The sequence below is a fragment of the Nostocoides sp. genome, from assembly GCF_037045025.1.
In the GTDB taxonomy this organism is placed as follows: domain Bacteria; phylum Actinomycetota; class Actinomycetes; order Actinomycetales; family Dermatophilaceae; genus Nostocoides_A.
This window is the reverse complement of the sequence record NZ_JBAOHM010000015.1, coordinates 538,831-564,396: the sequence shown is the minus strand read 5'-3', so window position 1 is coordinate 564,396 and position 25,566 is coordinate 538,831. Positions and strand designations below refer to the sequence as shown.

General features: G+C 69.2%; 36 protein-coding genes and 2 pseudogenes. 19 read left to right on the top strand and 19 right to left on the bottom strand.

Translation table 11 applies throughout. The features are described 5' to 3' along the window. Nucleotides 1-15: 15 nt before the first annotated feature. Nucleotides 16-666: a GntR family transcriptional regulator gene (locus V9G19_RS21785; protein WP_462287488.1), complete on the bottom strand. Its 651-nt coding sequence runs from the start codon at nucleotides 664-666 to the stop codon at nucleotides 16-18. 12 nt (nucleotides 667-678) lie between these two features. Then, nucleotides 679-1,104, bottom strand: coding sequence for a VOC family protein (locus tag V9G19_RS21780; protein ID WP_462287487.1), 426 nt, complete (start codon nucleotides 1,102-1,104; stop codon nucleotides 679-681). A gap of 145 nt (nucleotides 1,105-1,249) precedes the next feature. On the opposite strand from V9G19_RS21780, the gene V9G19_RS21775 reads away from it, so the two are divergent. Both V9G19_RS21775 and V9G19_RS21770 read left to right on the top strand, forming a co-directional pair. Then, nucleotides 1,250-1,492 (top strand): sigma factor-like helix-turn-helix DNA-binding protein, encoded by a 243-nt coding sequence (locus V9G19_RS21775; protein WP_462287486.1) that lies wholly within the window; start codon nucleotides 1,250-1,252, stop codon nucleotides 1,490-1,492. 144 nt (nucleotides 1,493-1,636) lie between these two features. Next, nucleotides 1,637-2,458 carry an ATP-binding cassette domain-containing protein gene (locus V9G19_RS21770; RefSeq protein ID WP_462287621.1) on the top strand — a complete coding sequence of 274 codons (822 nt, stop codon included), beginning with the start codon at nucleotides 1,637-1,639 and terminating at the stop codon, nucleotides 2,456-2,458. A gap of 208 nt (nucleotides 2,459-2,666) precedes the next feature. Here V9G19_RS21770 and V9G19_RS21765 read toward each other — a convergent pair whose 3' ends face one another. The 3 genes from V9G19_RS21765 to V9G19_RS21755 all read right to left on the bottom strand — a co-directional run bounded on the left by V9G19_RS21765 (nucleotide 2,667) and on the right by V9G19_RS21755 (nucleotide 6,036). Beyond that, nucleotides 2,667-3,008 carry a hypothetical protein gene (locus V9G19_RS21765; RefSeq protein ID WP_462287485.1) on the bottom strand — a complete coding sequence of 114 codons (342 nt, stop codon included), beginning with the start codon at nucleotides 3,006-3,008 and terminating at the stop codon, nucleotides 2,667-2,669. Nucleotides 3,009-3,109: 101 nt separating this feature from the next. Then, nucleotides 3,110-4,363: an IS256 family transposase gene (locus V9G19_RS21760; protein WP_462287484.1), complete on the bottom strand. Its 1,254-nt coding sequence runs from the start codon at nucleotides 4,361-4,363 to the stop codon at nucleotides 3,110-3,112. Nucleotides 4,364-4,572: 209 nt separating this feature from the next. Then, nucleotides 4,573-6,036, bottom strand: coding sequence for an MFS transporter (locus tag V9G19_RS21755; protein WP_462287483.1), 1,464 nt, complete (start codon nucleotides 6,034-6,036; stop codon nucleotides 4,573-4,575). A 130-nt stretch (nucleotides 6,037-6,166) separates the two neighbouring features. Here V9G19_RS21755 and V9G19_RS21750 point away from each other — a divergent pair, with 130 nt between their 5' ends. From V9G19_RS21750 to V9G19_RS21740, 3 genes and pseudogenes are all read left to right on the top strand, one after another. After that, nucleotides 6,167-6,889, top strand: a complete 723-nt coding sequence (locus tag V9G19_RS21750) for a TetR/AcrR family transcriptional regulator (RefSeq protein ID WP_462287482.1) — start codon at nucleotides 6,167-6,169, stop codon at nucleotides 6,887-6,889. A gap of 222 nt (nucleotides 6,890-7,111) precedes the next feature. After that, nucleotides 7,112-7,531 (top strand): hypothetical protein, encoded by a 420-nt coding sequence (locus V9G19_RS21745; RefSeq protein ID WP_462287481.1) that lies wholly within the window; start codon nucleotides 7,112-7,114, stop codon nucleotides 7,529-7,531. A gap of 289 nt (nucleotides 7,532-7,820) precedes the next feature. Beyond that, nucleotides 7,821-8,057: pseudogene (locus V9G19_RS21740) on the top strand (transglutaminase domain-containing protein); the annotation flags it as partial. A gap of 286 nt (nucleotides 8,058-8,343) precedes the next feature. Here V9G19_RS21740 and V9G19_RS21735 read toward each other — a convergent pair. Continuing rightward, nucleotides 8,344-9,021 carry a class I SAM-dependent methyltransferase gene (locus V9G19_RS21735; protein WP_462287480.1) on the bottom strand — a complete coding sequence of 226 codons (678 nt, stop codon included), beginning with the start codon at nucleotides 9,019-9,021 and terminating at the stop codon, nucleotides 8,344-8,346. Next, complete coding sequence (locus V9G19_RS21730) at nucleotides 9,008-9,163, bottom strand: hypothetical protein (protein ID WP_462287479.1); 156 nt, start codon at nucleotides 9,161-9,163, stop codon at nucleotides 9,008-9,010. The genes V9G19_RS21735 and V9G19_RS21730 overlap by 14 nt, the downstream gene beginning before the upstream one ends. 205 nt (nucleotides 9,164-9,368) lie before the next feature. Between V9G19_RS21730 and V9G19_RS21725 the strand changes: the two genes are divergently transcribed. Further along, nucleotides 9,369-9,779, top strand: coding sequence for a GNAT family N-acetyltransferase (locus V9G19_RS21725; RefSeq protein ID WP_462287478.1), 411 nt, complete (start codon nucleotides 9,369-9,371; stop codon nucleotides 9,777-9,779). A gap of 77 nt (nucleotides 9,780-9,856) precedes the next feature. Further along, nucleotides 9,857-10,363: a GNAT family N-acetyltransferase gene (locus V9G19_RS21720; protein ID WP_462287477.1), complete on the top strand. Its 507-nt coding sequence runs from the start codon at nucleotides 9,857-9,859 to the stop codon at nucleotides 10,361-10,363. Between the two features lie 208 nt (nucleotides 10,364-10,571). On the opposite strand, the gene V9G19_RS21715 is transcribed toward V9G19_RS21720, so the two are convergent. Together V9G19_RS21715 and V9G19_RS21710 are read right to left on the bottom strand one after the other, a co-directional pair. Further along, a complete protein-coding gene (locus tag V9G19_RS21715) occupies nucleotides 10,572-10,979 on the bottom strand; it encodes a hypothetical protein (RefSeq protein WP_462287476.1) in 408 nt (135 codons plus the stop codon). 291 nt (nucleotides 10,980-11,270) lie between these two features. Then, nucleotides 11,271-11,504: a hypothetical protein gene (locus V9G19_RS21710; protein ID WP_462287475.1), complete on the bottom strand. Its 234-nt coding sequence runs from the start codon at nucleotides 11,502-11,504 to the stop codon at nucleotides 11,271-11,273. Between V9G19_RS21710 and V9G19_RS21705 the strand changes: the two are divergent. Continuing rightward, a pseudogene (locus V9G19_RS21705) lies at nucleotides 11,451-11,570 on the top strand (transposase); the annotation flags it as partial. The gene V9G19_RS21710 and the pseudogene V9G19_RS21705 sit on opposite strands and share 54 nt — an antisense overlap. Before the next feature lie 172 nt (nucleotides 11,571-11,742). Then, a complete protein-coding gene (locus V9G19_RS21700; protein ID WP_462287474.1) occupies nucleotides 11,743-11,886 on the top strand; it encodes a hypothetical protein in 144 nt (47 codons plus the stop codon). A gap of 62 nt (nucleotides 11,887-11,948) precedes the next feature. Here V9G19_RS21700 and V9G19_RS21695 read toward each other — a convergent pair whose 3' ends face one another. The 4 genes from V9G19_RS21695 to V9G19_RS21680 form a co-directional block, all read right to left on the bottom strand. After that, the gene (locus tag V9G19_RS21695; RefSeq protein WP_462287473.1) at nucleotides 11,949-12,752 is read right to left on the bottom strand and encodes an aminoglycoside adenylyltransferase domain-containing protein; all 804 of its coding nucleotides are present in this window, start codon (nucleotides 12,750-12,752) and stop codon (nucleotides 11,949-11,951) included. 264 nt (nucleotides 12,753-13,016) lie between these two features. Next, nucleotides 13,017-13,571, bottom strand: a complete 555-nt coding sequence (locus V9G19_RS21690) for a GNAT family N-acetyltransferase (RefSeq protein ID WP_462287472.1) — start codon at nucleotides 13,569-13,571, stop codon at nucleotides 13,017-13,019. Beyond that, nucleotides 13,564-14,307 (bottom strand): rhomboid family intramembrane serine protease, encoded by a 744-nt coding sequence (locus tag V9G19_RS21685; protein ID WP_462287471.1) that lies wholly within the window; start codon nucleotides 14,305-14,307, stop codon nucleotides 13,564-13,566. The genes V9G19_RS21690 and V9G19_RS21685 overlap by 8 nt, the downstream gene beginning before the upstream one ends. After that, on the bottom strand, nucleotides 14,304-14,879 hold the full coding sequence (locus V9G19_RS21680; RefSeq protein WP_462287470.1) for a TetR/AcrR family transcriptional regulator: 576 nt from the start codon (nucleotides 14,877-14,879) through the stop codon (nucleotides 14,304-14,306). The genes V9G19_RS21685 and V9G19_RS21680 overlap by 4 nt, the downstream gene beginning before the upstream one ends. Nucleotides 14,880-15,056: 177 nt before the next feature. Between V9G19_RS21680 and V9G19_RS21675 the strand changes: the two genes are divergently transcribed. The 8 genes from V9G19_RS21675 to V9G19_RS21640 all read left to right on the top strand — a co-directional run bounded on the left by V9G19_RS21675 (nucleotide 15,057) and on the right by V9G19_RS21640 (nucleotide 19,674). Further along, nucleotides 15,057-15,476: a DUF6069 family protein gene (locus V9G19_RS21675; RefSeq protein ID WP_462287469.1), complete on the top strand. Its 420-nt coding sequence runs from the start codon at nucleotides 15,057-15,059 to the stop codon at nucleotides 15,474-15,476. 335 nt (nucleotides 15,477-15,811) lie between these two features. After that, entirely contained in the window at nucleotides 15,812-16,231 is a 420-nt protein-coding gene (locus tag V9G19_RS21670; RefSeq protein ID WP_462287620.1) for a flavodoxin, read from the top strand. A gap of 400 nt (nucleotides 16,232-16,631) precedes the next feature. Continuing rightward, the gene (locus V9G19_RS21665) at nucleotides 16,632-16,883 is read left to right on the top strand and encodes a hypothetical protein (protein WP_462287468.1); all 252 of its coding nucleotides are present in this window, start codon (nucleotides 16,632-16,634) and stop codon (nucleotides 16,881-16,883) included. Between the two features lie 74 nt (nucleotides 16,884-16,957). Continuing rightward, a complete protein-coding gene (locus tag V9G19_RS21660; RefSeq protein ID WP_462287467.1) occupies nucleotides 16,958-17,782 on the top strand; it encodes a helix-turn-helix domain-containing protein in 825 nt (274 codons plus the stop codon). Nucleotides 17,783-17,866: 84 nt separating this feature from the next. After that, nucleotides 17,867-18,676, top strand: coding sequence for an MFS transporter (locus V9G19_RS21655; RefSeq protein ID WP_462287466.1), 810 nt, complete (start codon nucleotides 17,867-17,869; stop codon nucleotides 18,674-18,676). A 48-nt stretch (nucleotides 18,677-18,724) separates the two neighbouring features. Then, a complete protein-coding gene (locus V9G19_RS21650) occupies nucleotides 18,725-19,141 on the top strand; it encodes a (R)-mandelonitrile lyase (protein WP_462287465.1) in 417 nt (138 codons plus the stop codon). A gap of 35 nt (nucleotides 19,142-19,176) precedes the next feature. Then, a complete protein-coding gene (locus V9G19_RS21645) occupies nucleotides 19,177-19,311 on the top strand; it encodes a hypothetical protein (protein WP_462287464.1) in 135 nt (44 codons plus the stop codon). Nucleotides 19,312-19,317: 6 nt separating this feature from the next. Then, on the top strand, nucleotides 19,318-19,674 hold the full coding sequence (locus tag V9G19_RS21640; RefSeq protein WP_462287463.1) for an alcohol dehydrogenase catalytic domain-containing protein: 357 nt from the start codon (nucleotides 19,318-19,320) through the stop codon (nucleotides 19,672-19,674). On the opposite strand, the gene V9G19_RS21635 is transcribed toward V9G19_RS21640, so the two are convergent. After that, nucleotides 19,629-20,420: a hypothetical protein gene (locus tag V9G19_RS21635; protein WP_462287462.1), complete on the bottom strand. Its 792-nt coding sequence runs from the start codon at nucleotides 20,418-20,420 to the stop codon at nucleotides 19,629-19,631. The genes V9G19_RS21640 and V9G19_RS21635 overlap by 46 nt on opposite strands. Nucleotides 20,421-20,522: 102 nt before the next feature. On the opposite strand from V9G19_RS21635, the gene V9G19_RS21630 reads away from it, so the two are divergent. Together V9G19_RS21630 and V9G19_RS21625 are read left to right on the top strand one after the other, a co-directional pair. Beyond that, a complete protein-coding gene (locus tag V9G19_RS21630) occupies nucleotides 20,523-20,762 on the top strand; it encodes a hypothetical protein (protein ID WP_462287461.1) in 240 nt (79 codons plus the stop codon). Next, nucleotides 20,752-21,057, top strand: a complete 306-nt coding sequence (locus V9G19_RS21625; protein WP_462287460.1) for a type II toxin-antitoxin system PemK/MazF family toxin — start codon at nucleotides 20,752-20,754, stop codon at nucleotides 21,055-21,057. The genes V9G19_RS21630 and V9G19_RS21625 overlap by 11 nt, the downstream gene beginning before the upstream one ends. A 139-nt stretch (nucleotides 21,058-21,196) precedes the next feature. Here V9G19_RS21625 and V9G19_RS21620 read toward each other — a convergent pair whose 3' ends face one another. The 5 genes from V9G19_RS21620 to V9G19_RS21600 form a co-directional block, all read right to left on the bottom strand. Then, complete coding sequence (locus V9G19_RS21620; protein WP_462287459.1) at nucleotides 21,197-21,589, bottom strand: nitroreductase family deazaflavin-dependent oxidoreductase; 393 nt, start codon at nucleotides 21,587-21,589, stop codon at nucleotides 21,197-21,199. A gap of 145 nt (nucleotides 21,590-21,734) precedes the next feature. Beyond that, nucleotides 21,735-22,127, bottom strand: coding sequence for a P-loop nucleotide/nucleoside kinase family protein (locus V9G19_RS21615; RefSeq protein ID WP_462287458.1), 393 nt, complete (start codon nucleotides 22,125-22,127; stop codon nucleotides 21,735-21,737). Between the two features lie 166 nt (nucleotides 22,128-22,293). After that, the gene (locus V9G19_RS21610; protein ID WP_462287457.1) at nucleotides 22,294-24,300 is read right to left on the bottom strand and encodes an acetoacetate--CoA ligase; all 2,007 of its coding nucleotides are present in this window, start codon (nucleotides 24,298-24,300) and stop codon (nucleotides 22,294-22,296) included. Between the two features lie 48 nt (nucleotides 24,301-24,348). Then, on the bottom strand, nucleotides 24,349-25,266 hold the full coding sequence (locus V9G19_RS21605) for an aminotransferase-like domain-containing protein (protein WP_462287456.1): 918 nt from the start codon (nucleotides 25,264-25,266) through the stop codon (nucleotides 24,349-24,351). Next, complete coding sequence (locus tag V9G19_RS21600; protein WP_462287455.1) at nucleotides 25,229-25,540, bottom strand: hypothetical protein; 312 nt, start codon at nucleotides 25,538-25,540, stop codon at nucleotides 25,229-25,231. Before V9G19_RS21600 ends, V9G19_RS21605 begins: the two co-directional genes overlap by 38 nt. Between the last annotated feature and the right edge of the window lie 26 nt (nucleotides 25,541-25,566).

Below are 25,566 nucleotides of genomic sequence, written 5' to 3'. Positions count from 1 at the left end.
CAGGGCGCCCACGGCTCAGCGCAGGGATTGTGACCCGCCGCCCGCTGGCCCCCGCGGGCCGATGTTGCGAATGTGGTTGTCCAGGAAGGTCACTAGCAGTTCGGACTTCCGCTCCTCCAGGAGGGTCGCGATGCGCTCGTGCTCGGCCACGAGCACCCGCACGTGGTCGATCGAGGTAGGGACGCCGAGCCGGGTCAGGCGGATGACGGGTCCGAGTTGGTCGACAAGGCGGGCGAGGGTGTCCATTCGGGCGGTCTGAACCAGGCGGCGGTGGAATTGCTCGTCCGCCGCGAGGAAATCCCCGATCGCGCCGGACACCGCGAGCCGGTGTTGTTTGAACAGCGACAGACGCAGCTCATCGAGGTCCTCCGGTGTGACCCGCTCGCACGCCCACGGCACGGCCGCCGCCTCCAGCGCGCAGCGGATGACGGTCAGCTCGTGGCGCCGCGCATCGGACAGCTCAACCACGCGGACCTGTCGGCGGGCGCCAGTCGCGGCCAGTCCATCGGAGGTCAGCCGGCGCAGCGCCTCTCGGACCGGGGTGCGCGAGACACCATGCACCTCGGCCAGTGCGACCTCGTCCAGCGGCGCACCCGCCGGCAATCGCCCGGCGGTGATGTCCTCGCGCAGGGCGAGGTAGACCCGCTCGGCCTTGGTCTGCGGCATACCGAAAAGCGTTCAGACGGCAAAGATCTGGGACTCGTCGGCGAACGCCTTAAACTCCATCGCGTTGCCGGACGGGTCGAGGAAGAACATCGTCCACTGCTCCCCGGGCAGGCCCGCGAAGCGCAGGTAGGGCTCGATGACGAACTCCGCGCCGGCGGCCCGCATCTTCGCGGCCAGGTCGTGAAAGTCCGGGATGCTCAGGACGAGGCCGAAGTGCGGGACCGGGACCTGGTGGTCGTCGACGAGGTTGTGGCCGGCCGGCTCACTGCGCCGCTCGCCGGTGCAGTGAGTGACCACTTGGTGACCATAGAAGTTCCAGTCGACCCACCGCTCGTCCGAGCGGCCCTCGGCGAGGCCGAGGACGCCGCCGTAGAAGGCGCGGGCGGCGGCGATGTCGGTCACCGGGATGGCCAGGTGGAAGCAGGGGCGCGAGGTCATGCCGACTCCTTGATGTATGTATCGTAGGCAATTGTATACATACGATTAGGGCGAGCGGGCGTGGCATCTGGGCGACGAGTTTTCGCCAAGGTGATCCGCTGGGCCACTTGGGTGCGACAGGGTCACGATCGCCGCCGCCCTGCCCGTGGTCCGCAGCGCCGAGGACGAGTTGCTCGTCGCCATCGAGCACGGTGACGTCGGCATTGCGCTGCACCGCCTTTCGCCCGACCTGCACGCCGTCGTGCAGGTGACGGTGCTCGACGGCCTCACCACCAAGGAGGCAGCCACCCTGCTCGGGCTGCCGCAAGGCACCGTCAAATCCCGGCTGCGCGCGGCCAAGCGCCAATTGCGCGGCACCCTCCTCGCCGGATCGGAGCACCTCTCGTGAGCACCCACGCCGACGCCTGGCACGCCGACGCCGCCATCCTCGATCGGTATGCCGCGGACCGACTGACCCGGGCCGGCCAGGCCGCCGTAGAGGGTCACTTCACCGTGCGCGCCGTGGAGCAAGTCCTACGGCTCCACTCGGGCGCTGCATTCCGCTCGATCTCGATCTGCGTCCGGAGTCATCAGCCTGCTGGGACCCAATGGCGCCGGCAAGTCGACCCTGTTGCGCCTACTCGCCACCGCTATGCTGCCGACCACCGGCACGATTTCCGTTGCGGGACATGACGTTACCGGCAACCTCGCCGAGCGCACCGACGCCCGCCGCGCGCTCGGCTACCTGCCCCGGGAGGTCGGTATGCCGTCGCGGATGGCCGCGGCCGGCTTCCTCGACTACATCGCCGTCCTCAAGGAATGGAAGGACACCGCGGCCCGGCGCGCGGAAGTCCGGCGCGTGCTTGACCTGGTTCACCTCGGTGAGCAGGCCAGCAAACGGATCTCGGCGCTCTCCCGCCAGCGGCGCCGCCTCGCGCTCGCGCAGGCGTTCATGGGTGACCCGCGGCTGATCATTCTCGACGAGCCGACCACCGGCCTGGACCCGGAGCAGCGGGCCTCCCTTCGCGGCCTGCTGTCCGAGCAGGCCCGCCGGTCGGCCGTGCTGCTGGCGACCCACCAGACCGAGGACGTGAGCGCCCTGTGCGACCGCCCTGTGCGACCGCGTCATCGTCCTCGACGCCGGGTCCGTCTGCTTCGACGGCACGGTCGCCGACCTCGTCCACCTGGCCGCCGGTCAGGTCTGGATCGGCTCTGCTCTAGGGGTTTTCGGGCTGCTCGTCATGGTGTCGCTGACCCGCAGCTCCGATCAGGCCCACGAAGCCGCCATGACCGCGGCCAGCGAGCGGACCCGGACCCTGGCGCTCGCCGCGGCGACGCTCGTCCCCTTCCTCGTCGGGCTGCTCTTCCTGGCTGATGGCGATTGGGATGGGCTTCGCGGGCCGCACCCTCGGTCGAGACGTCGGCCAGGGGTAAGCGCATCGCCCGGCCGAGCGCATCCTCGCAACTCCGGTGTCGGCGCCCGATACGCGCCTGGCCCTGCAGTCGACGATGCGCATCCTGCGCTCCTGATCGGCCCCAGGCTCTGAAAGCTCAGTCGACTTTGGCCAGGCGGAGAGGTGTGATCATGCGGCCAGTTGGTTGTCGACCTGGTGCTGCACCGTTAACACGGTGACCTTGAAGTGGTCGGCGGCGCGCTGCAACGCGGATTCTGAGTAGTCGCCCGCAAGGACCCCGGCGATGCCTTGGGCCGGAGCCAGCAGCTTGTTAGCGGTTGTTCCGGCGCCGACCACTAGCGCCGGTCCTCCGTTCGTGCGGACCATCCCATCGACATTGATTGGAGCTGGCGACGCGGTGGACTCGACGGCGAGTAGCGTGCTCGGGAAGCCGCACTTCAGGCGCGGCCGTCTGGGGACGTTTAGGGCCGGTTTGCGCGGCAACTGCCGAGGGCGCTTCGGTGCCCTCACCGCGTCAGAATACCCAAGCTGACGGTCCGCCCCAGCGGCCGTTGTGGTCAAGTCCTGATGCGTGGTGTTTGAAGGTTTTTCATCCTTCGGGCGTGTCGGGGTTACGCGGTGATCGCGGTGAGTGGGTTCTGGGCGGGGGTTTCCTCCTTGGGGGTGAGGGCTTTGCGGCATTGGGCGAGGAGTTCGAGGCCGAGGTAGCGGCGTTGTTCGGTCCACTCGTCGTGTTGTTCGGCTAGGACCGCGCCGACCAGCCGGATCAGGGCGTCGCGGTTGGGGAAGATCCCGACCACATCGGTCCTCCTGCGGATTTCCCGGTTAAGCCGCTCCTGGGGGTTGTTCGACCAGATCTGCTTCCAGGCGCCTTTGGGGAAGACGGTGAAGGCCAGGATGTCGGCGCGGGCGTCGTCGAGGTGCGCGGCGACCGCGGGCAGTTTCTCGGTCAGGGTCTCGACGATCCGGTCGAACTGGGCGTGCACGCTTGCAGCGTCGGGCTGGTCATACACGCTGTGCAGCAACGCTTTCACCCACGGCCAACTGTTCTTCGGAGTCACCGCCATCAAGTTCGCCGCGTAGTGAGTACGACAACGCTGCCACGCCGTCCCGGGCAGCGTCGCGCCGATGGCCTCGACCAGTCCGGCGTGGGCATCGGAGGTCACCAGACCGACCGGGCCGGCGCTGGTCAGGCCGCGGGCGACCAGATCCCGGAAGAAGGTGAGCCAGCCGGCGCCGGTCTCGGCCGTGGACGCCTGGACACCGAGGATCTCCCGGTACCCCTCGGCGTTGACGCCGGTGGCGAGCATGGTCGCGATCTTGACCACGCGCCCGCCTTCACGCACCTTGATCGTCAACGCGTCCGCGGCGACAAAGGTGTACGGCCCGGCGTCCAACGGGCGGGTCCGGAACGCCTCGACCTGACCGTCGAGATCCTTGGCCATCTCACTGACCGTGGACTTCGATAGGCCGGTGATCCCGAGCGCTTGGACCAGCCGGTCCATCCGCCGGGTCGAGACCCCCAGCAGGTAGCAGGTCGCGACCACGCTGGTCAGCGCCTTCTCCGCCCGCGAATGCCGGGTCAACAACCAGTCCGGGAAGAAGGTGCCTTCCCGCAGTTTCGGGATCGCCACATCGATGGTGCCGACCCGGGTGTCGAGATCACGGTGGCGGTAGCCGTTACGACGATTCGACCGTTCCGGGACCCGGGAGCGGTACTCCGCCCCACACACCGCATCGGCCTGCGCGGACAGGATCGTGTGGATGAACGTGGACAACATCTCCCGCATCAAGTCCGGGCTCGCCTGCGCGAGCTGTTCGTCCAAGAAACGGGCAGGGTCGATACTGGGCAATGCGACGGTCATCGGGACCATCCTTTCGAGAGTGCTGTGATGGGTTCACTCGAAGGATGCCCGGTGGCCGTCGTGTCTCCCGGGAAGGACACGAACAACCACCGGCCTCGTACACCAACGTTACGGACTCAACTGCCGTTGTTGCCTTGCCGCACCAGGACTCCAGGCGCTCCACAGCGCTGTGCAATCGCCACTCACTGCACATCCAGCCGTACGCTGGCTCAGTGCTCCTCGGTCGCCCGAGAGTCGGTCAGGGTGCTCGCGCCATACAGGGCAATCACCCCGACCAGCGCGGCGACGGCGACGACGGCGACCCGCTCGGCGTGGAAGAAGCTGGCGACCAGGGCCGCGGGCCACGCACCAGCGGGGAGGGCGGCGCCGAGGAGCGCGGCCAGGACCGTGCCCACCAGGGCCACGCCAACGCTCGTGCCGAGTTCCTGGGAGGTGTCGTTCAGCGCGGCGCCCAGGGAGGTGCGGTTCTCGGGGACGGCCTGCATGAGCGCCACCGCGCAGATCGTCATGATGATCCGCAGCCCCAGCGTCATACCGACCATCGCGAGCGCGATCAGCCAGTAGGCGTGACCGATCGCCGCGGCGAGCCCGAGGATCGACACGGTCAGCGTCGCCGCGCCGAGCAGGCAGGCGACCCGGTGGCCGAAGCGGCCGATCAATCCCTCGGCGATCGGGGTGGCGGCGATCATAGTCAGGACGAACGGCAGGTTGGCGAGGCCGGCGCGCATCGGGCTCCAGCCGAAGGCGTACTGGAAGTGCAGGATCAGCCCGAACATCGTCCCGATCATCGCGATCGACCCGCCAAGTTGAGCCAGCGCGGCGCCGCGGACGGTCGGCATCCGCAGCAGCGCGAGGTCGAGCATCGGGTGGGCGGCGGTGCGCTCACGGACCACGAAACCGATCAGCGCAAACAGGGCGCCGGCGCCGCAGAGCAGCGTGGTCAGCGCGGTCCAGCCATTCTCGACGCCGCTGGTCAAGCCGTATGACGCGAACGCGATCGTCGCGATCGTCGCCCCTGCCCCGAGCAGGTCGAGCGGGGCGTCGTGCAGGTCCGCGGGGTCGTCACGGGGCACGCCGAGAAGGACCCCGAGGACGGCGATCAGGGCGACCGGCGCGTTGACGAGCAGCAGCCAGTGCCACGAGACGGTGGCCAGCGCGGACCCGGCAACGACCGGGCCGAGCGCGAACGAACTCATGCCGATGACGATCAGCAGGGTCATCGCCCGCATCCGCAAGGCGTCGGAGTCGAAGAGCCGGAAGATGAGGGAGGCGGTGACCGGCGCCATCCCGGCCGCAGCGACACCGAGGGCGGCGCGCACGAGGACCAGGTGGGTGATCTCGGTGACGGCCACTACGAGCAGGCTGACCAGGCTAAAGAGACCGAGCCCGGCCACGAGCACGCGGCGCCGTCCGAAGCGATCGGCGACCGAGCCAGCGGTGAGCAGCAACCCGCCGAAGGTGAGCGAATACGCGCCGGTGACCCACTGGAGGGCGGTCGTCCCGCCGCCGAGATCGCGCCCGATCGTTGGCAGGGCGATGTTGAGGATCGTGTTGTCGACCATCTCGACGAAGAAGGCCAGGCACAGAGCGGCCAGCGGGATCCACGCGGCCCGCAAGGAGGGGTACGTGCGGGGAAGGGTGGCGTTTGGGGCGGGGGCGGTGAGCGCGGTCATCGTCCGGCCTCCTTTCTAGAACATCGTTCGTTAATGGGTTCGCACCGAGGATAGAACGCCGTTCGGTAATGCGCAAGTCTTTGCTGAACGCCGTTCGGAAAGCACGCCGAGGTGTGCCACCATGCGCCCTATGGATGGAGCGGACCCGCCCCCCGCGGCCGGCGCGGCGCCTCGTCGCGGCCGGCCCCCGAAACTCTCCCGCAACGTCGTCGTCGGCGCTGCCATCGCGCTCCTGGACTCGGCTGGCGAGAGCGCGCTGACCTTCCGCGCGCTGGCGGCCGAGCTTCACACGGGTGTCGGCGGGATCTATCACTACGTCGCGAGCAAGGACGAGGTCCTCGACGCCGCGACCAATGAGATCCTCGGCCGCGTGGTCGCCGCGGCCGATCTCCCGGCCGACCCGTATGAAGCCCTCCGCGTCCTGTCGATGGATCTTTACCTCGCGATGCAGGCCCACCCGTGGTCGGGGGCCTATCTGATGCGCGATACCGGAATGCAGCCCAACTCGATGCGGCTGTTCGAACTGTTCGGACGGCAGGTCATGCGCCTGAATCTCACCCCGCGCCAGACGTTCGACGCGGTGAGTTCACTGGTGTCCTTCGTCGTCGGGGTCGGCGCGGAGATGCGCCAGTTGCCGGCCGAGAAAATGGTCGAGGGAAAGACCCAGGCGGAGTATCTGCAGGAGATCGCGCAGGAGTGGCGCTCGCTCGATCCCGAGGAGTTCCCGTTTGTCCACGCCGTCGCCGACGAGTTCGCGACGCACGACGATGTCGAGCAGTTCCGCGCAGGGGTCGACCTCTTCCTTGCCGGGCTTGCCAGGCGGGCGAGTTGCGACGCGGCGCCTGAGTCCTAGGTGAGTCAGGTGATGGCCAAGCGGTCGGCGTCGGCCAGCGAGGTGGGCCGGTGTGGCCTCGCGGGCGTGGTTTCGGGCGTTCTTATGGCGGCGCTAGCGGTGTGGGGATTGGCCAGACCCGCAGCATCGGACGTGCCGGACACGCAGTGGAGCTAACCCGATTCGCCGCGGTACTTCGTCGGGCTGAGGGTGGTGCTGGCGGTCTTGCATCGGCTCACCGCGGTGCTCTGCCATGGAATCCTGCGTGCCGCGCCGTTCGGGAGGAGCAGGGCGGGGCGGCTGGGGCCGTGGTTCGCCATCGTCGGCAACCTCCTCCTCGCCGGATGCGAACTCTGGTCGGGTGCCATCGTCAAGGAGGCCGCCGACTCCCCGGTCGCCGGTCTCGTCGGCACCGCCTTCGGTGTCGCATCCCTGGTCACGATCGTCGGTGAACTGATCGCCGGTGTCGCCATCGTGCGGGCCAAGGTCTGGCAGGGTCTGCCGGCCTGGATGTTGCTGACTTCTGCCCTCGTCCTGCTCCTGCTCGTGACCCCAGCCAATATCAGCGGTAGCAACGCTTTTCGCATGATCGCCCTGGGCCTGTGGAGCCTGACCTTCATTCCCCTCGGCATCCGGCTGATGCGACCCTTCGCGACCGGTTGAGGTGACTCAGCCCGCGGTCCGGGCTTGACTCTCACACGTTGTCAGAGTCCACGGTGTCTGACACCTCACCGAGAGGAACGCTCATGGACCCAACAGCCATGGACCCAACAGCCGTCGTGGACCACACCCGGCATTCCGAGTTCACCGACCCGGGGCCGTATGCCGCGCTTGTGCGCGCCGTGTCACCGGAGATCTCAAGCGCGTCGGCGGTGTCCCGCAGCGTGATCGAGCACTTCCGCGCCTCGGGCGCCGACCTGCCCGAGGCGACCCGCGACGATATCAACCTGCGCTGGGTCAGCGACATGCTCCGGGTGGATCGAGCCCGGCACGGCACACCCTCGCCGAGGAAAGGCGCGCGCCCGAGCGCCTCCAGGGCTGCTGCCGCGACCACACCCTGCCGGCCCTGGCGATCCTTCGCGAGCATCACGTGCCGGCTCGCTCCCGGGTCGGTTTCGCCGGCGATTTCGTCGACGGATGGCACCACGATCACGTCATCGTGGAGGCCTGGCTCGACGGCCGGTGGCGCCGCTTCGACGCGGAGTTGGACCAGGCGCGACCCGGTGTGCCGGACCCGACCGACCTGCCGCTCGACGACCCGCGTGAGGGCGGCTTTTGCACCGCAGGCGCGGCGTGGGCGGCCTACCGGTCCGGCGGAATCGACCCCGCGGCGTTCGGCGTCGACCCGGCGCTCCCAGCCCTAAGCGGGCCGGGCTTCCTCTATAACGAGGTGATTTTTGAGGTGGCCCACCGGTTCGGACGTGAGCTGCTGCTGTGGGACAGCCGGGGCGGCATGGGCTTTCCGGGCGGAAGCGTCACCGACCCAAGCGCGGAGTGGATGGACGGTCTCGCCCGCGATCTGACGGCGGCGGACGGCGGCGACGTTTTCGCCGAACGACGGGTGCTCGAGCGCCTCGTCCGAGACGAGCGACGCGGCCCGGTCCTACCGTCCGCCAGTTCTCACCCTCGGACGGCAGTGCCACGACGGTGACGCTGCGAACCACCGGGCCACGCTGAGGACCCCGTCGACAAGCGCAGCTGCGGAGGTGGCAGCCGGCGGCCAGGCCAGAAGGATCGGGAAGGTCATTGGCTGCCCCAGCGACCAAAGACCTTCCCGATAATGCACGCTGAGCCGGCACGCTGCGATCGAGGTGCTGGAAGCACCCGATGTCGAGGAAGACATCGAAACGTCCGAGATCGCGCGGCAGATCCGTCACGTCCGCCACCCGGAAAACAGCGTTCGGTATGCCGCGGGCGCTCGCCGCGTCGATGGCGCTCGCAACATTGTCCACACCGACCACCTGCCACCCCCGGGCGGCGAGGATTTCGGCATACACCCCGCGCCCGCAGCCAAGATCCAGAGCCCGGCCAAACGGTCGATCGTATGCTGCCTCCACCCGGTCGAGTTGCGCCGCAATGCTTTTAGCGGAGGCGACAGCATACTGCTCCCAGGGGGTTTGCCCGAAGCGATAGAGCAGCTCATAGAGGCGCATGGGCGACCCTCAGTCCGTTCCACGGCGGATAAAAGCCTGTCTCGTGGGCGAGAACGACTGGCTGAACCGGGTCGCGCACATCTAGTTTCGCGAGAATGCGCGCGAGATGTTCCTGGTCGTCGGCGATGAGGACCCGGATCACGGGTCCATTGTGCTCTCGCCGAGGTGGCATACGAGTCCTTCGCCACGAGCGCGCGCCAATCGCCAGCGACTGCCCGACCGCGCTCGGCGGCCGGGCGGTGGAGGCCCACTTGCTCGCTTCCGGCCTAGGCTGACTCAGGGCGTCGAGGACGCAGCGGACCGCCTCGCGCGTCGCTGGCCGTGATTGACTTCGCGCGTGCCTGACGATGTGGGCGTGGAGTTGTTGCGTGCGGGTCACGCGCGGGCGCTGGAACGCTTCGAGGTGGACAACCGCGCCTTCTTCGCTCGCCATGTGGGCGACCGGGGCGATGCCTTCGTCGACCGAGCTTGGCTACCGCGTTGCGCAGTCTGCGCAGGGCCGGGGCCAGGCATCGGATGGCGTCACGTTCGCTCTCGCGCAGGCCGCTGCCCGAGGCGTGGCGACCGTCTCGGCGCGGGTCGAGGAAGCGAACGTGGGGTCGTGCCGGGTCCTGGAGAAGTGCGCCTTCACGCGGACCGGCCGGTGGCTGCGCCGGATGGCTCGGTTCGTCCGTTCGTGGGCTACCTTATTGTGCCCCAACCCGATTTTGGTCTCGCGTGAGTTTTGGCCTCGCCCTCATCAGGGCTACCTGCGATGATGTCACCGGCTGCGGATCCCTCTTCCGGGGCGCCGGTCGCCGTGAGGCCACGCGATGGCTCTCGTAGGGTCAGGGGGGTGACAACGACCGCCCCGCCCGACGAGGTCCGCATCCGCCCCGCCGGTGTGCCTGGCGACCTCGGCTGGGTCGTCATGGAGCACGGCCGGATGTATGCCGACGAGTACGGCTGGGATATCACCTTCGAGGCGCTGGTCGCGCAGATCATGGCGGATTTTGGTCGCGACCCGCAGCGGGCCGGTCAGGCGGGCTGGATCGCCGACGTGAACGGCGAGCGGGCTGGGTGTATCTTCTGCGTTCCCGGTGACGAGCCCGGGACGGCGCAGTTGCGCACCCTCCTGGTGACGCCGGCCGCCCGCGGCCGGGGGGTCGGGGGGCAACTCATCGAGCACTGCGCCGACTTCGCCCGCGCGGCAGGCTTTCGCCGCCTGACGCTCTGGACGAACGACGTCCTCGTCTCGGCCCGGCGGTTGTATGAGGAGGCTGGCTTCACGCTGACCGAGGAGGACCGGCACCACAGTTTCGGGCAGGACCTCGTAGGCCAACGCTGGAGCTTGCGGCTCTAGTCACCCCACACGAAGTTCGCCCACGCAGAGCGCGGGACCCTCGCTCCTGCCCACGCAGAGCGTGGGACCCAGTCGCTCCGATACTTCGCGGGGACCCCGACACTTGACAGACATGCTCTAACTAACGGGGCTTGCCCCAGCCCCGTTAGTCGTGGGGGCGAATTTGCCAGTTCAGCGGCGGGTCTCGACATAGGTCACCGACGCTGGCCTAACCACGTCCGGCCGAGCGGCGCGGCCGTCGTGGTCGCGTCCCGACGGAAATGGTTAGCGCGGCGTCGATCAGTGCGTCCAGTACCGCGTCGAGGCGCGCATCCAGGTCACCCGACGGCGCCGAAAACACATGCAGCAGTATGCCGTCCGCCCCGGCCACATAGACTCGCGCGGCCAGCTCGGCATCACTCGCTCCGAGGGCAGCGAACACGGGCGCGCTCGCGCGGACGATGTCGTCACGCCACCGCGCGAGGCTGGCTTGCAGGCGGGGCTGCTGAGCGGCATACACGACGAGCGCGTAGCGCGCGAGCGCCTCGCGGCGGGCGCCGCGCAGGCCCTGGACGCCATCGCGCAGCATTGCCCGCAGGGCGGGTGGGTCGGTGACCGCGGCCCAGTCCGGGGGCACCTGCGCGAGCGCTGCCTCGTGGTCGAGCGCGAAGAGGTGGCCGAAGACAGCGTCGATCAGCTCGTCACGGCTGCCGAAGAAGTGTGTGGTCGCCCCGGGATAGACCCCGGCCCGCTGCTCGAGGTCCTCGAGGACGCCGGGATCAAACAGTCCGTGGTCGCCACCGACATCAGCGGGGTCTCCGGGCGCAAGATCCTGGCTGCGATGGTCGCCGGGGAACGCGACCCCGCCGTGCTGGCCGACCTCTCGGTCCGGCAGCTGCGCTCGAAGATCCCCGACCTGACCCGAGCGTTAACGGGCCGGTTCACCCATCACCACGCCTTCCTGGTCGAGGTCCACGCCACCCTGATCGACCAGCACACCGCGGCGATCACCACACTCACCGACCGGATCGAGCAGCTGATGGTCCCGTTTCGTTCCGCCCGGGAGCTGATCACCTCCATCCTCGGGATCGCGATCCCGACCGCTGATGTGATCATCGCCGAAACCGGCGGCGACATGAGCGTCTTCCCCACCGCCGGGCACCTGGCCTCCTGGGCCGGGGTCTGCCCGGGCCATCACGAGTCCGCGGGCCGGAAGGAATCCGGCAAGACCCGCCCCGGGAACAAACGGCTCAAGGGCGCCCTCGGCGCCGCTGCCTTGGCGATCGCCCCGCCACAACGGCACCTTCCTGCACGTCAAATACACCCGCCTAGCGAAATCACGCGGCAAACCCAAGGCCATCGTCGCGATCGAGCACACCCTACTGACCCTGGTCTGGAACATGCTGACCACCGGTGCCCTCCACGACGAACCCGGCCCGGGCTACTACACCCGACCCAACCCCGAACGCGCCAAGGACCACGCCATCCGGCAACTCCAAACCCTCGGCTACGACGTCACCATCCACCCCCGCCCAGCCGCCTAACCCTGCCACCTCACCGAACTCTTCGAGTCAGGCCGATCCCGCTCGATCCAGCGACTGTCGCCTCACCCGAGTCCCTGAGCCCCGAGCCCCTGAGCCCCTCGTCCCCGAGCCCCGAGTCCCTGGGCCAGGCGGTCGCTGAGGCCGTCGGCGAGGGTCGGGTCCAGCCATCTGCCCTCCGCTCGGGCGCGCAGTGCCTCGTCGAGGGCGGGAGCGAAACCCGGCTCGGCTCTGCTGAGCCATTGCGCCCCGGCGGGTTTCGACAGCCAGCGTCCGTCCTCGACCAGCGCGATCAGTCGGGCGAGGTTGAGCACCCGATTTGGGCTGCCGGAATCGGGGCCGTCGTGGAATGCCTGCGATTGCTCGATCGCCTGCCGCAGCCGCGGCCACGGGATCTCGGGGATCACGTCGGCTGCCGGTGGTCCGATCCGGGACAACCCGACCATGCGCGCGGCGGCCAGGTCGAGCGGGGCCCACCACTGCGGCTCGCCGTCCGGCTCAAGCGCGATCATCGGCTCGCGGGACTGCCCGCCGTTCACATTGGCCTGGAAGACGATCGGTGAGCCGAGCGGCGCGAGGTCAGGTTCGGCATACCAGACACACTCGAGCCCGACCGCCGGGCACACCAGGGCGGGATGGACGATCCGACCAGCGAGCCGCTCCCGATCGGGGCGGGACCAGCGCGAGCGCGAGACGACAAGCACGTCGACATCGCTGATCCCGTGCTCATAGGCGCCCTGCGCGGAGCTGCCGATGAGCCACATACCGCGAAGATCCCGGCCCAGCGCGTCGGTCACGATCGTCGCGAGGTCATCGAGATAGTCACGCAGTGGCCCGGGCAGGTCGGCCCGATGGGTTGCGGAATGCATATCCGCATCGTCGAGCATCGGCTGTCTGTTGTCCCCCGAACCGAGCGCGTAGCCGCAGACAATGATTCGCATCGGAGCCATCGTTCTCAACGCCAAGTCGAGAGGACCCGATCGGCACGGTTCTCGCCACAAAACGTACCGACACGCTCCCCTCGACCCCGCCGTCGGCTTCGTGCTCGAGGGCACGCTGCGCGAGGACTGCATCGTCAACTGTGACATCTCGGATTCGTGGGTGCACGGCCTGCTGCGCCGGGACTGGGTCACTCACGACGAGGGGCGATCGAGGCGCAACAGGTAGTGGAGCGGATCGTCCGCGGGGTTCTCGGGCGGAGCGTCTCCTTGGCCGACGATCATGAAACCGGCCTTCTCGAGAGCCCGCCACGACGGATGGTTGGCGGCGACGACCGTGATGAGGATGGCCGGGGCGTGCGGTTCGTCGGCCCAGGTCCGGTGGACGAATGCCGCCAGCATGCTCGACCCGTGTCCGTGGGCGCGCCCTTCGCCGAGCAGGTAGTCGATGGTGATCGCGCCGTCCGGGACCTCACCGAGGTGGGAGAACTCCACGAGGTTCTCGGCGTATTCCGCCACCTTGGACCGTTGGACGAGGCCGACGGGACGACCGTCGAGCAGGGCCAGCCAGTCCTGGTTGGCTTCGATGCCGTCGACCGACGGGCCGAAGTCGCGTTCGAGGGCCGCTGCCGTCCATTCGTGTTGCCACCAGCGATGGACCTCCGGCTGCGCGAGCCAGCTCGCGATGAGCGGAAAGTCCGCTCGCGTGACGCGACGGAAAGTCCAGGAGCCGAGCGTGTCCTCAGGCATGGTTCGCCACCCGGTGTCGTTCGGATCGGATTCGGCCAGCACCTGCGACGGTATAGCCCCCAGAGACCAGCAGACCGACGAGCAGGCCGATGCCGTGACTGTCCACGCGAGCAGCCAGGACCAGACCCGTGACGCCCACCAGAGCGAGCAGGCCGTAGCCGGCAGCGCGAGCGCCGAGGCCGCGGCGGGCGATGAGGAAGACGGCGACGGCCAGGTCCCCGGCGATCGACGCGGGCCATACCCCGAGCGGTTCGAGCAGGGCGAGGTAGGCGCAGAAGAAGGCGCCGTAGCTGCCTGCGGTGGCGGCGAGCAGCCCCATCGTCCGGCGGGCACGGAGCGCGCCGGTGAGCGCGAGGACTCCGATCAGACTCGCAACGCAGTCGGAGGTGCCGCCCCCGTGATCTGCCGGCCGGCATACGGTCAGCACCGCGATGCTGGCGACTCCACCGACGAGGAACGGCACTAGCCATGGCGCTCGGCGACGTTCGATCGCCGCGCCGACGACGGCCACACCTGCCAGATTGAAGGCGAACTGGCCCCAGCCGTCAGGCTGGACCAGGATCGGGGTGATTAGACGCCACCATTGCCCGGCCCGCACGAGCGCCGCATCCCGGGTCAACAGGTGCTCCAGGGCAGGATCGAGCAGCGCGGCAACGCTGACCGCGGCCGTGACCGCGAACGCCGTGAGGGTGATCGGCACAGTCGTCCAGGGGTGACCCGCGGCCTGGCGGGTCATGGACCGGACACGTCGCGCGAGGGACGTTCGTGACGAGGGCGCAGACCCATCTCGACGAAGGTGATCAGATCGTCCCCGAGGGTGCTCAGATCGACGTCGGGGTCGCGGTGGACGCTGAGGGCGATTCCCTCGACGGTGCGTTGGAGCACACGGGCGGCGATGTCCGGGTCGATGGGGCCGAACTCGCCTGCCCGAGTCCCGGCCGAGATCAGGCCGGCAATGGCCCGTTCCGTGGACGCCCCGGCATCGGCCGCATCCGGCCCCAGCGCACCGGCGAACATGAGCGTGGCCAGCGCGATCATCTCCGGGCGGTGGCTGTCGACGTAGTCGATGTTCGCCCGCAGATAGGCGTGGAGGGCCACCCGCGGCGATTGCGCGGGTTGCATCCGGGCGGCGACGGCGGCCCCGAGGTCATTGACGATGGTCGCGGCGACTTCGCGCATCAGCTCGGCGCGGTCGTCGAAGTGGTAGGAGATCAATCGCGTGCTGCTCAACCCGCCCCGTTCTGCAATCGCGGCGAACGACGTTCGTGGGTAACCCAGTTCGGCGATGGTCGCGATCGTTACGTGCACGATCTGAGCGCGACGGTCGGTGGCGCTCTGCCGCCGCCGAGTCGTTACCTGCACGAGTAAAGAGTGGATTGCCGGCCAACCGGCTGTCAACAGCGCGGGCCCCGATTGCGTGCCCGGCCGAGTGGACCGGGGTCTGCGTGCCTTGACAGACCCGCATCCACCACCCATATTACTTAGATGAGTAATAAGCGGCTGTCGACCATTCACCGCCAAGAGCCGCACGCGTCCGGCCGACCGGCCGGTAGGTCATGGACGCCGCTGGCCGTGACGCTCGGCGCCGACCTCGCGGCAGCGGTCGGGTGGCTCGTGGGGCGGTTGCTACTCGGTGGCCTGCCACTCGCGGGCATGAACTCCGTCGGGCTGCCTCAGGTCGTCCTCGTGACGACGGTGGCGGGGCTGCTGGCCTGGCTGACGTCCCGATTCTTCCCGCAGACCTTTCGCGTGCTGGCCGTCGCGGTGGCGACGCTATCACTCGCGGGGCCGTTGACCTCGGCGAAGGGGGGCTCGGCGGCAGTCCTGGTCAGCCTGCACATCATCGTCGCCGGGGTGCTCATCGTTGGCCTCGCGTCACGACACGGAGTCGAGCCGGACGTGTGACGTTGAGAGAATGCCCCGGTGGACCGGGGTGGACGTTGGACGGCCGGGGAGGTGCGGCGCACCCGCCGCGGGTTCCTCGGCGCCGCAGCCGTGCTCGTCCTCGGTGGCTGTGCAGACGACTCCACGCGTCTGCCGGCAACGAGCGGATCCAGCACCTCGTCACCCGGGCCAGCGCCGTCGTCGACCTCGACGCCGCCGGCCGCGCGCAGCCAAACGCTCGTCGTCTTCTACTCCCGGGCCGGCCAGAACTATGACAGCCGCAGCGAAACCCGCTCCGGTACAGGACGTCCCATCACCAATCTGACCGTGGGAAACACCGAGGTTCTCGCCGGCTACTGGCCGATCTGCTCGCGTGTGATTCCTACAAGCTCGAGGCGGCGGATCCCTACCCGAGCTCGTATGACGCGACCGTTGCCCGCAATGTCCGCGAATTCGACGAGGACGCCCGCCCGGGGATCGCCAATCCGTTGACGTCCCTCGCCGGCTACGACACGGTCCTCATCGGTTCCCCCGTCTGGGCGCAGGAGGCGCCGCGCCTGATGCGAACCTTTATCGACGCCAACGACTTCGGTGGCATCACGGTCGCGCCGTTCGTCACGTATGCCGTCAGCGGCCTTGGTGGAGCCCGCGCCGAGTACGAGCGGGCCTGCGCCGGCGCTCGCGAAGTCACCGCCGGCCTCGCCGTCAACGGCGAGCGGGTCCGAGGCAGCCGCGCCCAGGCCGCCGAGTGGCTGCGGCAGATCGGCCTGCTCTAGCGAGCATCCAGGCAGCCGGAGCTCGCCGGGCCTCAGCCGCGGGCCGTCGCGCTGGCCTTCTTGCGGCTGACGATCAGTGCCAGGGCGAGACCGGCCAGGGCCCAGCAGGCGAGGACGAGCCTCCCGCCCGGGACCAACTGGCAGATCCTCGCCGCCAAGGGCGACCGGGGAGCGACCGGGCCGGCGGGCCCGGCAGGACCGGCAGGCCCTCAGGGGCCCGGCCGGCGCCGATGGAGCGGACGGCGCGCCGGGTGCGACCTGATCGGCCGGTCCGGCGGGGACCGCGGCCGGATACTCCGACGAGAAATCCCCGACGTTCACCGCCACCGGGGAGGGCAACTACATCGTCACCGCGACCTATCGGCGGATCAGCGGGGGCGGCACCGGCGGTGCCTGCTTCGTGACGGTCAATGACGGTGGGGGCGGCTGGGTCATCACCAACGACTACCCCTTCACCTCGACCATCGGCCTCTCCGTGTCCACCAACCCCCATGTCGATCTCGAATGCGTGATCCCGACCGGAGAGACGTGGCGGGTGCACGGCCAGGTCACCGCGGTCCAGGTGACCACCCTGACGCCGACGGCCCGGGCGATGGGTCCGCTGGGCAAGGGCCAGGTGCGGATCGAGAACGGCAAGATCACCCGCGGCTAGCGCCCACTCGGATGCGTCCGGCCAACCGCCCCTCCACCCGTTGAGAGACCCCGCGCGCTCGTTAGGGTTTCGGGATGAGCCGGCGCCGGGAACTGGGCGAATTCCTGCGCGCCCGGCGCGCGGCCACCCCGGTCCCCGAGGGCAGCCACTTTCCCCGCGAAGGCCGCCGCGTCCCGGGCCTGCGCCGCGAGGAGGTCGCCGAGCTGGCCCTGATCAGCGAGACCTACTACACCCGCCTGGAGCGCGGAACGGTGCTCGGTATTTCCGCGGCCGTGCTCGACGGGCTTGCCGAGGCGCTGCACCTGAGCGCCCAGGAGCGTGCCTATGTCGCCTCTCTCATCCCGGTCACCGGGCAGGACGCCACCCTCGGCGAGCGGCCCGCCGAATCCATCGCGCCCAGCCTGCGCCGGCTGCTCGAAGCCCTGGGCACCGCCCCGGCACACGTCCACAACGAACGGGCCGAAATCATCGCGGCCAACCCGGCCGGCCGGGCCCTCTATCCGTGGCACTTCGAGAACTCCGAGCGCCCGAACGCGATCGCCTTCCTCTTCGTTCACCCCCGCGCCCGGGACTTCTTCGTCGACTGGCAGGAGTGGGCCGACCAAGGGGTCTTCTTCCTGCGCTCCGCCCTCGCCCGGGATCCGGGCAACCGGCTCCTGAAGGCCCTCGTGGCAGACCTGCGCGCGCGTAGCCGGGAGTTCACCGAGGCGTGGCAGAGCCACCGAGTCGCCTTCCAGCAGTTTGGGACTCGCGAGATCAACCATCCGCGCCTCGGCCGGCTCTCGCTCGACTTCCAAAGCCTGCAGCCGATCGGCTACGAGCGGCTGCGGGTGGTCGTGTACACGGCCGAGCCGGGATCCGCCACAGCCCGACGACTGGCCGACCTGTCCTCGGGCTGACCCGATCCGGGCCTATTCCCGGGCTAGGGGGTACAACCTGTGCCTTCCCCCGACCCCCCAGGCTTGGCGACGATGGCTGACGTCATGACCACAGCACCCGGAGCCACCGTGTCCCGTCCCGCCGCTCCCGCCGCGGCGAGCCCACGGCATACCCGCGCCTTTGTTACGGCAGCGGCCTCGCTGGTGGCAGTGTTCGCGGCCTCGTCCGCCCCGATCCCGGTGTTCAACATCTACCGGGCCGAGGACGGGCTGACCACCGCCGATCTGTCGGTGAGTGTGGTCGCTTATTTCGGCGGGACCGTCGTCGCCTTGCTCTGCCTCGGCCGCATCGCCAATGTCGTCGGCAGTCGGCCGGCCGCGCTGGCGACCTTGCTGGTGATGCTCGCTGCATGCCTGGTGCTCCTCGACGTCACCGGACTCGCAGTCCTCGTCGCCGGCCGCGTCCTCATGGGTCTCGGAGCCGGGATGGCGTCCAGCGCCCTGACGACGTACATCGTCGACTCCGCTCCCCACGAGCCCGCGTGGCTGGCCACAGCTGTCACCTCGCAGGCGCCGATGGTGGGCCTGACCGCGGGCGCGCTCGCCTCGGGCACGATCGTCCAGTACGTGCCGCATGCCAGGCTCGTGGTGTATGCCGTCATGGCCGTGCTGTTGCTGGCCTGCGTTGGGCTGCTGCTCGACTCCCCCGAGACGGGTCGCCGGACGCCCGGTTTGGTGGCCTCGCTACGTCCACGCGTGCACGTCCCGCCGATCGCGCGCCCCTTGCTGCCGGTGGCCGTCAGCATCTATGTGGCGACGTGGGCGTTGGGCGCGTTCTATCAGTCGTTTGGCGTGTTAGCCCTGTTCGGCACGGTGATCACCGTGGCCTGGGCCCGCGATCCGCGCCGGGCCTGAACTGCCGCCGCACCCGTCATACGCGACCATCTCAAGGAGAACGACACCATGGAGAAACTCCCCGTCCAGGACACCTTCAAAGGGCCCGAGAACTGGTTCACGGGGGACGTTTACGGCACCCCGATCTACTCCGGATCCCATCCATCTCGGATGTCGGCGACGCTCGTGCGCTTCACTCCCGGCGCCCGGACCCACTGGCACCACCACCCGCTCGGCCAGTGCCTGCATGGCACCGACGGCACGGGCGTCGTGGTCACCCGTGACGGGACCGTCCTGGTCATCACCGCCGGCGAGACCATCTGGACCCCGCCTGAGGAGGAGCACTGGCACGGCGCGGCCTCCGGGCAGATGATGGCCCACCTCGCCCTCCCCGAAGTCGACGACGAGAGGGAATCCGCCAACTGGCTCGAGCCGGTGAGCGACGAGGAGTATGCCCGCGCCATGGCGATCGCCAAGAAGCAGTGACCCGCAACCCCAATCACAGCAAGGACATTCACCCCATGCGTGCAACCGTCATGTACGGCCCCGGCGACGTCCGCGTCGAGGACCTCCCCGAACCCCGCATCGAGCAACCGACCGACGCCATCGTGCGCGTCGTGCGGGCCTGCGTCTGCGGCTCGGACCTGCACCCCTAGCACTCGATGCCGCCCTCGAGCGAGGGCCAGCCGATGGGCCACGAGTTCATCGGGATTGTCGAAGAGGCCGGGCGCGAGGTGTCCGCGGTCGCCACGGGCGACTTCGTCATCGGGCCATTCGCCTACTCCGACAACACCTGTCCGATCTGCCGCGACGGCTTCCACACCGCCTGCCTGCACGGGGGCTTCTTCAGTGCCGCCCAGGCCGAGCTGCTGCGCGGGCCGCAGGCCGACGGCACCCTCGTGGTGGCTCCGGCGACCGAGGACGAGGAGATGCTCAAATCCCTGCTGACCCTCTCGGATGTCTTTCTCACCGGTCACCATGCCGCGCACATGGGCCGGGTCGGACCGGGTCGAGCGTGACCGTGATCGGCGACGGGGCCGTCGGCCTCTCGGCGGTGCTCGCGGCCAAGCGGCTCGGCGCCGAGCAGATCATCCTGATGGGACGGCATACCGACCGCACCGATCTCGGTCGCGCGTCCAGCCAAGGGAAACGGCGGACCAGGGTCCGGGACGACGAGGGAGTCCCACGGCACCTCGGTGGTGCAGACACCGTAGCGATGCTCCACGCCGGACGGAGTCAGGTAAAGCCCACCGGCTCGGGCATGCCCCAACAGGATCGGCAGCAACCGCGTCACGAGGGCCAGCGCGCCCAAGGCGATCAGCGCCGCCAGCCAGGGCACCGGCCGAGCGCGCACCGCCAGCAGGACCGTGAAGGCGAACATCGACGCGGCCATGACCGTGGGCCCGATCAGGGCCGCGCCGGACCGGGGGACGACGGTGGCCGCCGCGCCGGACGGCGCGACACCCAGCACCGCAGCTCCGGGTCGTCGGCGACTCCACCACCAGCGGGTGATCGTCTCCGCCACCAGGAAGAGGGATCCGCACGCGGGCAGGAGGAAGCAGGCGCCGACGAACACGCGCCCCAGCGTCCCCAGCCGCGGGATGGCCGTGACGAGCAGTCCGACTCCCAGGAAGAGGGTCAGCATCACCGTCACCAGGACGAGCATGGCGATGAACGCCACGGGACGTTCCCGGTCGAGCATCCGACGAAACCAGGGCGGGCCATGCTCGGCTCCCCACCGGCCGGCGCTCGAGTAGTGGGACATAGGGACGCATTCTTCACCGATGTCGTCCCGCTCAGGGCTGAACCGGGCCGCGAGGCCGCGCGCTCCAGCGCGACCCAATATACCCGAAGTAGATTCCGTGCCATGAGCGCCGAGACCACGACCGTGAAGGTGCGGACGGGCACGCGCGATCTGCTCCGCTCGATCGGAGCGGCGCGACCTCAAAGCGCGGACCAGGTGATCCTGTCGGCGTTGGCCGCAATGCAACGCGACGAACGCCGGCAACTCGCCGCCGCCGAGGCCCGGGCCATCGCCGCCGACCCGAGCGACCTCGCCGAGATCCGTGCCATCCGTGCGGATCTCGCAGCTCTCCATGAGGGGTGAGGTTTACCGGCTCCCAACGCGCGGCAAGGGCCACGAGCAAAAGGGGCGCCGGTATGCCGTCGTGCTGACGCCCGACTGGCTCACCGTGAGCACCTGGATCGTCGCGTTCACGAGCACGCGGGCACACCCGACCAGTTTCCGGCCGGCGGTCATGATCGACGGCCGGGAGACCCTGGTCATGTGCGATCAACTCGCGACGGTCGATCTGGTGCGCCTCTCAGAGCGCGCCGGCGCGCTGACTCTCGACGAGATGCGCCGGGTCGACGAGGCACTCACGCTGGTTCTCGACCTGTGAGGGTGGCTGCGGCAATGGCATCGGCCAGGGCCACAGGGTGGCGGCCGATCGGACTTCGGTGGCGCGAATTCGGGAGGATGAGCCCAGTCGCACCCGAGATGACGTCCCATGTCGTCGGGCAACTGCCCCTGTCGAGTACTTAAGCCGGGGGGTGGGCCACCCGGCATACCAGGCAGTGTTCGGTGCGCACGACATGGCGCAGGCCGAAGGCGAACCACCGCGGGAACAAATGGCTCGCTTCGGCCAGGGTGGCCAGCCGCGGCTCGATCACGATGACGTCCTCGCCCTGGAGGCGGATCCGCGCGCGTCCGGCGGCGAGGACGTTCTTCACCCAATCCGATTCGCGGCCGAAGTTCGCCCCGATGACGACGACGTCGCCGCGACGAAATGCCCGAAGCGGCGTATGCCGCACCGTGCCGGTCGTCCGCCCGACATGCTCGAGATCCGCAAGGGCCGCATGACGACCCGCCAGCCGCAGTGCCAGGGCGTTGACGCGCGTCGGAATCGAGTGCAGGCGCCGGGGCCACGGCATATCGGTCTCCCCTCACACTCGCGCCCAGCAGGACTGCTGGCCGAGGGGGACGGTAGTCCGCGCACCCTGCTGCCCGCAACGCGAGTTCGCCGGGCACCACGCACCTCCGACGTGATCGCCGTGGAGCGGCACGTCACTCGGCTGACTACCGATCCGCCAGGGAAGGCCACCGGCTCGAAGCCCACTGCGACCAGGTCCGATAGCCAGGCGGCACGGCGGGGATCTCGTCACCCCGAAGCTCGGCCTCGTCGGGGACCTGGAACTGGGCCCTCCAGGTGAGAAGTTCGGCGTCGCTCATTCGGAAGGTCTGATCCGGGGTGGCGGCGAACCGGTCGATGACCCGCCGGCGTTGCTCGTCGTGGTCGATCGGCAGATAGACGACCTGGGCCTGCGCGCCAACGGACTCGGCGATCCAGCGCAGCGCGGAGCGTTCGTCCTTGCCCCAGAACCCGAAATCGAGGACGACATCGGTGCCGAGTTGCGCCACCCGTATCCCGATCTCGACGAGCTTGCCCTCGACGAGGTCGCGCAGGTCCATGGGTTGCGCTCGCCGAAGAGGATGATCTGCCATTCGTCCGGGGTCAGTCGCAGGGCCGGAACGCTGCGCTCGAGGGCTTTCGCGCGGGTCGTCTTGCCGGCGCCGGGCAGGCCGACGATCAGGTACACGGTGGCGCGCCCGGGTCGGTCCGCGGTCGGGGCGGTCGTCAGGATCGCCACCGCTCGGCCAGCGCGACATAGTCGCCGACCAGGGACGGATCGTCGACGGCGCCGGGGTCGAGGACGGCGCTCGGATCGGCGCCTTGGAGAATGCGTTTGAGCGGAACCTCGAGTTTCTTGCCGGTGCGCGTATGCGGTAGCGCCCGGACCACGTGCATCTCGTCCGGCACGTGCCGAGGCGATCCCTCGGTGCGCAGCCGCGTGCGGAGCCGGTCGAGTTCGGCGTCATCGAGGTCGTGACCGGGCGCCGGGACGAGGAACATCGGCATCCGGTAGCCGCCGTCCGGCTGCTCGACACCGAGGACCAGCGCTTCGGCGACGGCCGGGTCGGACTCGACAATCTCGTAAAGATCGCTGGACCCGAACCGGACGCCATTGCGGTTGAGCGTGGAGTCGGAGCGGCCGTGGACGACGAAGCTGCCCCGACTGGTCTGGGTGACCCAGTCGCCCTGGCGCCACACTCCCGGGAAGCTGTCGAAGTAAGTGTCGAGATAGCGGGCCTGCTCCGGGTCGTTCCAGAAGTAGAGCGGCATCGACGGACCGGGCGTCGTGATCACCAACTCGCCGACTTCGTCGCGCACCGGCCGCCCGGCGGCGTCGAAAGCCTGGGCCCCGACGCCCAGGGCGGGGCCGGACAATTCCCCGTCCCACACCGGCAGCCACGGCGAGCAGCCGAGGAACGCGCTGACGACATCGGTGCCACCGCACACGGACAGCACCGGGACTCGTGGACCGACGGCCGCGCGGACCCAGTCGATGAGTGCGGCGGGAACCGGGGCGCCGGTCGCCGCGATCTCGCGCAGGTCACGGGTGCCGAGATCCTGTTGCGGGACAAGGCCAGCGGCGCGTGTCGCCTGCAAATGCCCGGGACTGGTGCCGAACATGGTCACGCCCTCGTCAGCGACAATGCGCCAGAGCCGGGATGGGTCCGGATAGACCGGGTTCCCCTCATAGGTCACCGTGCGCACGCCGGCGACCAGCACCGCGACGACGATATTCCACATCATCCAGTTCGGCGTCGTGTACCAGAACATCGTGTCGCCGGGCCCCAGATCCATCGACAGGGCGAGCATCGCCAGCTGCACCGCGACGACGCCGGCGTGCCCGTGGACGATCCCCTTCGGCACCCCGGTCGTGCCCGAGCTGAAGAGCACCCACAGCGGGTGGTCGGCCGCGACCTGCTCGGTCTCGGTCAGCACAGGACCCGCGAGAGCATCGGCATACGGCAGCACCCGGATGCCGGCCAGGGCCGCCGGATCCAGACGCAGCCCGGCGCGGTCGATCTCGACGACCACCTCGACGTCGAGGGTCCTCGCAAGTTCAGCCACAGCGTCCCGGCGGTCGTGCGTCGTCCCGGCCCAGTCGTATGCCGTCGCCGTCACCAAGACTGTCGGCTCCAGTTGCGACATCCGGCTCGCGGCGGTCGCCGCGCCGTAGTCCGGCGCACAACCGGCCCAGATCGCGCCGATCGCGGCGGCGCCGAGGAAGGCGACGATCGCCTCCGGACCGTTGGTGACGTAGCCGACGACCCGGTCGCCGGCGGTGACACCAAGCTCGCGCAGGGTGCCGGCGAAGCACCGCGCCTGGTCCTCAAGGTCGTTCCAGGACAACTCGGTTCGCTGACCCGACTCGTCGATCGACACTACCGCCGCGCCCGGCAGGTCCCGGTGCCGGAAGATCTGGTCGACGAAGTTGAGCCGGGCGCCCTCGAACCACCGGTGATGGGGCATCGGTCCGCCCGTCAGCACCTGTGCGTGCGGCGCGGAGGTGACGACCGCGAAGTAGTCCCACACCGCCCCCCAGAACTCCTCGGCGTGCTCGGTCGACCACGCGTGCAGTTCCGCATAGTCGCCCAGCTCGCGGCCGTACCGATCCCGCGCCCACGCGGCGAAGGCGTCCAGTCGGCTGCCGCCAACGCGGCCCCAGGTCATGGCGAAGGGTTCCGATGGGTCGGGCGCCGAGGCGGCTGGGTCGGCGAGGTCGGAATCCGTCATGAACCAATCCTGCCAGTTTGCCCCGATCCGGCCAGGGTGTGCCGGCGCTCAGCCGGACAGCACCTCCCGCAGCAGGGCGCCCATCGCGCGCACGCCGGCAACGAGGCGTTCGTCGGGGACGCCGGAGAAGCTCATCCGGGCGTGGTTGGCCTCCGGCGTCGTGGCGAAGAAGGAGGCGCCGGGGACGATGATGATCTTGGCCCGGGGAATGAGGACGTCACGTTGGAAGGCCGCCAGGTCCAGGCCGGTCGGGAAGGTGACCCAGGTGAACAGCCCGCCCTGCGGGCGGGTCCAGGTGATCCCCGCGGGAAGGTGCTCGGCGATCGACGCGAGCATCAGGTCCCGTTTGTGCCGGTAGGTCGGCAGCATCGACGCGATATGCGCCTCGATGTCGAAACCGGAAAGGTATGCCGCAGCAGCGCTCATGTTGAGCGTCCCGTTCTGGGTGTCGGCGGCGAGCTTGAGCAGGGCGAGCTTCTCACGGATCTCGGGTGCGGCCAGGGCCCAGCCCAGCCGCAGCCCGGGCGCCAGGATTTTGGAGAAGCTGCCGAGGTGCACCACTCGACCGCTCCGGTCGAGGCTCTTGATGGTCGGCAATCGCTCACCCTCGTAACGCAATTCGCGATACGGCGTGTCTTCGAGGATCACGACGTCGAACTCCTCGGCCAACTCGACGAGGCGGTGTCGCCGAGCGAGACTCAACGTCCGGCCGGTCGGGTTCTGATAGTCCGGCACGGTGTAGATCAGCTTGACCCGCTCGGTCGCCCGCAACACCTGCTCGAGGGCGTCGACTTCCATGCCCTCCTCGTCCATCGGCACCGACCGGTAGTCCGGCTCGCACGGATTGAAGGCGATCAGGGCCCCGAGGAAGGTGGGGCGCTCGGTGACGATGACGTCCCCGGCGTCAACGAACAGCTTGGCCGTCAGGTCAAGACCCCTGCTGTCCGCCCTGGGTGATGAGGACATCGTCGGCAGCACACGGCATACCGTCAGCCGTGAGGCGTTCCGCGACGAGCGCTCGCAACTGCGGAAGCCCCTCGGAGGCGGTGTACTGCAGGGCCGCGGAGTTCTCGGGGGTGAGCAGCTCGTCATACACCTTGTGCAGCTCGTCGACCGGGAACAGCGAGGCGTCGGGGTAGCCGCCGGCGAAGGAGGTGATGTCCGGATCGACTGCGAGAGAGAGGAACTCGCGGATCGCGGACGGCTGGACGCGTTCGGCTCGGCGCGCAAAGGCCGTCATGGGCACCTCCGTCCAGAGCGAGTGGG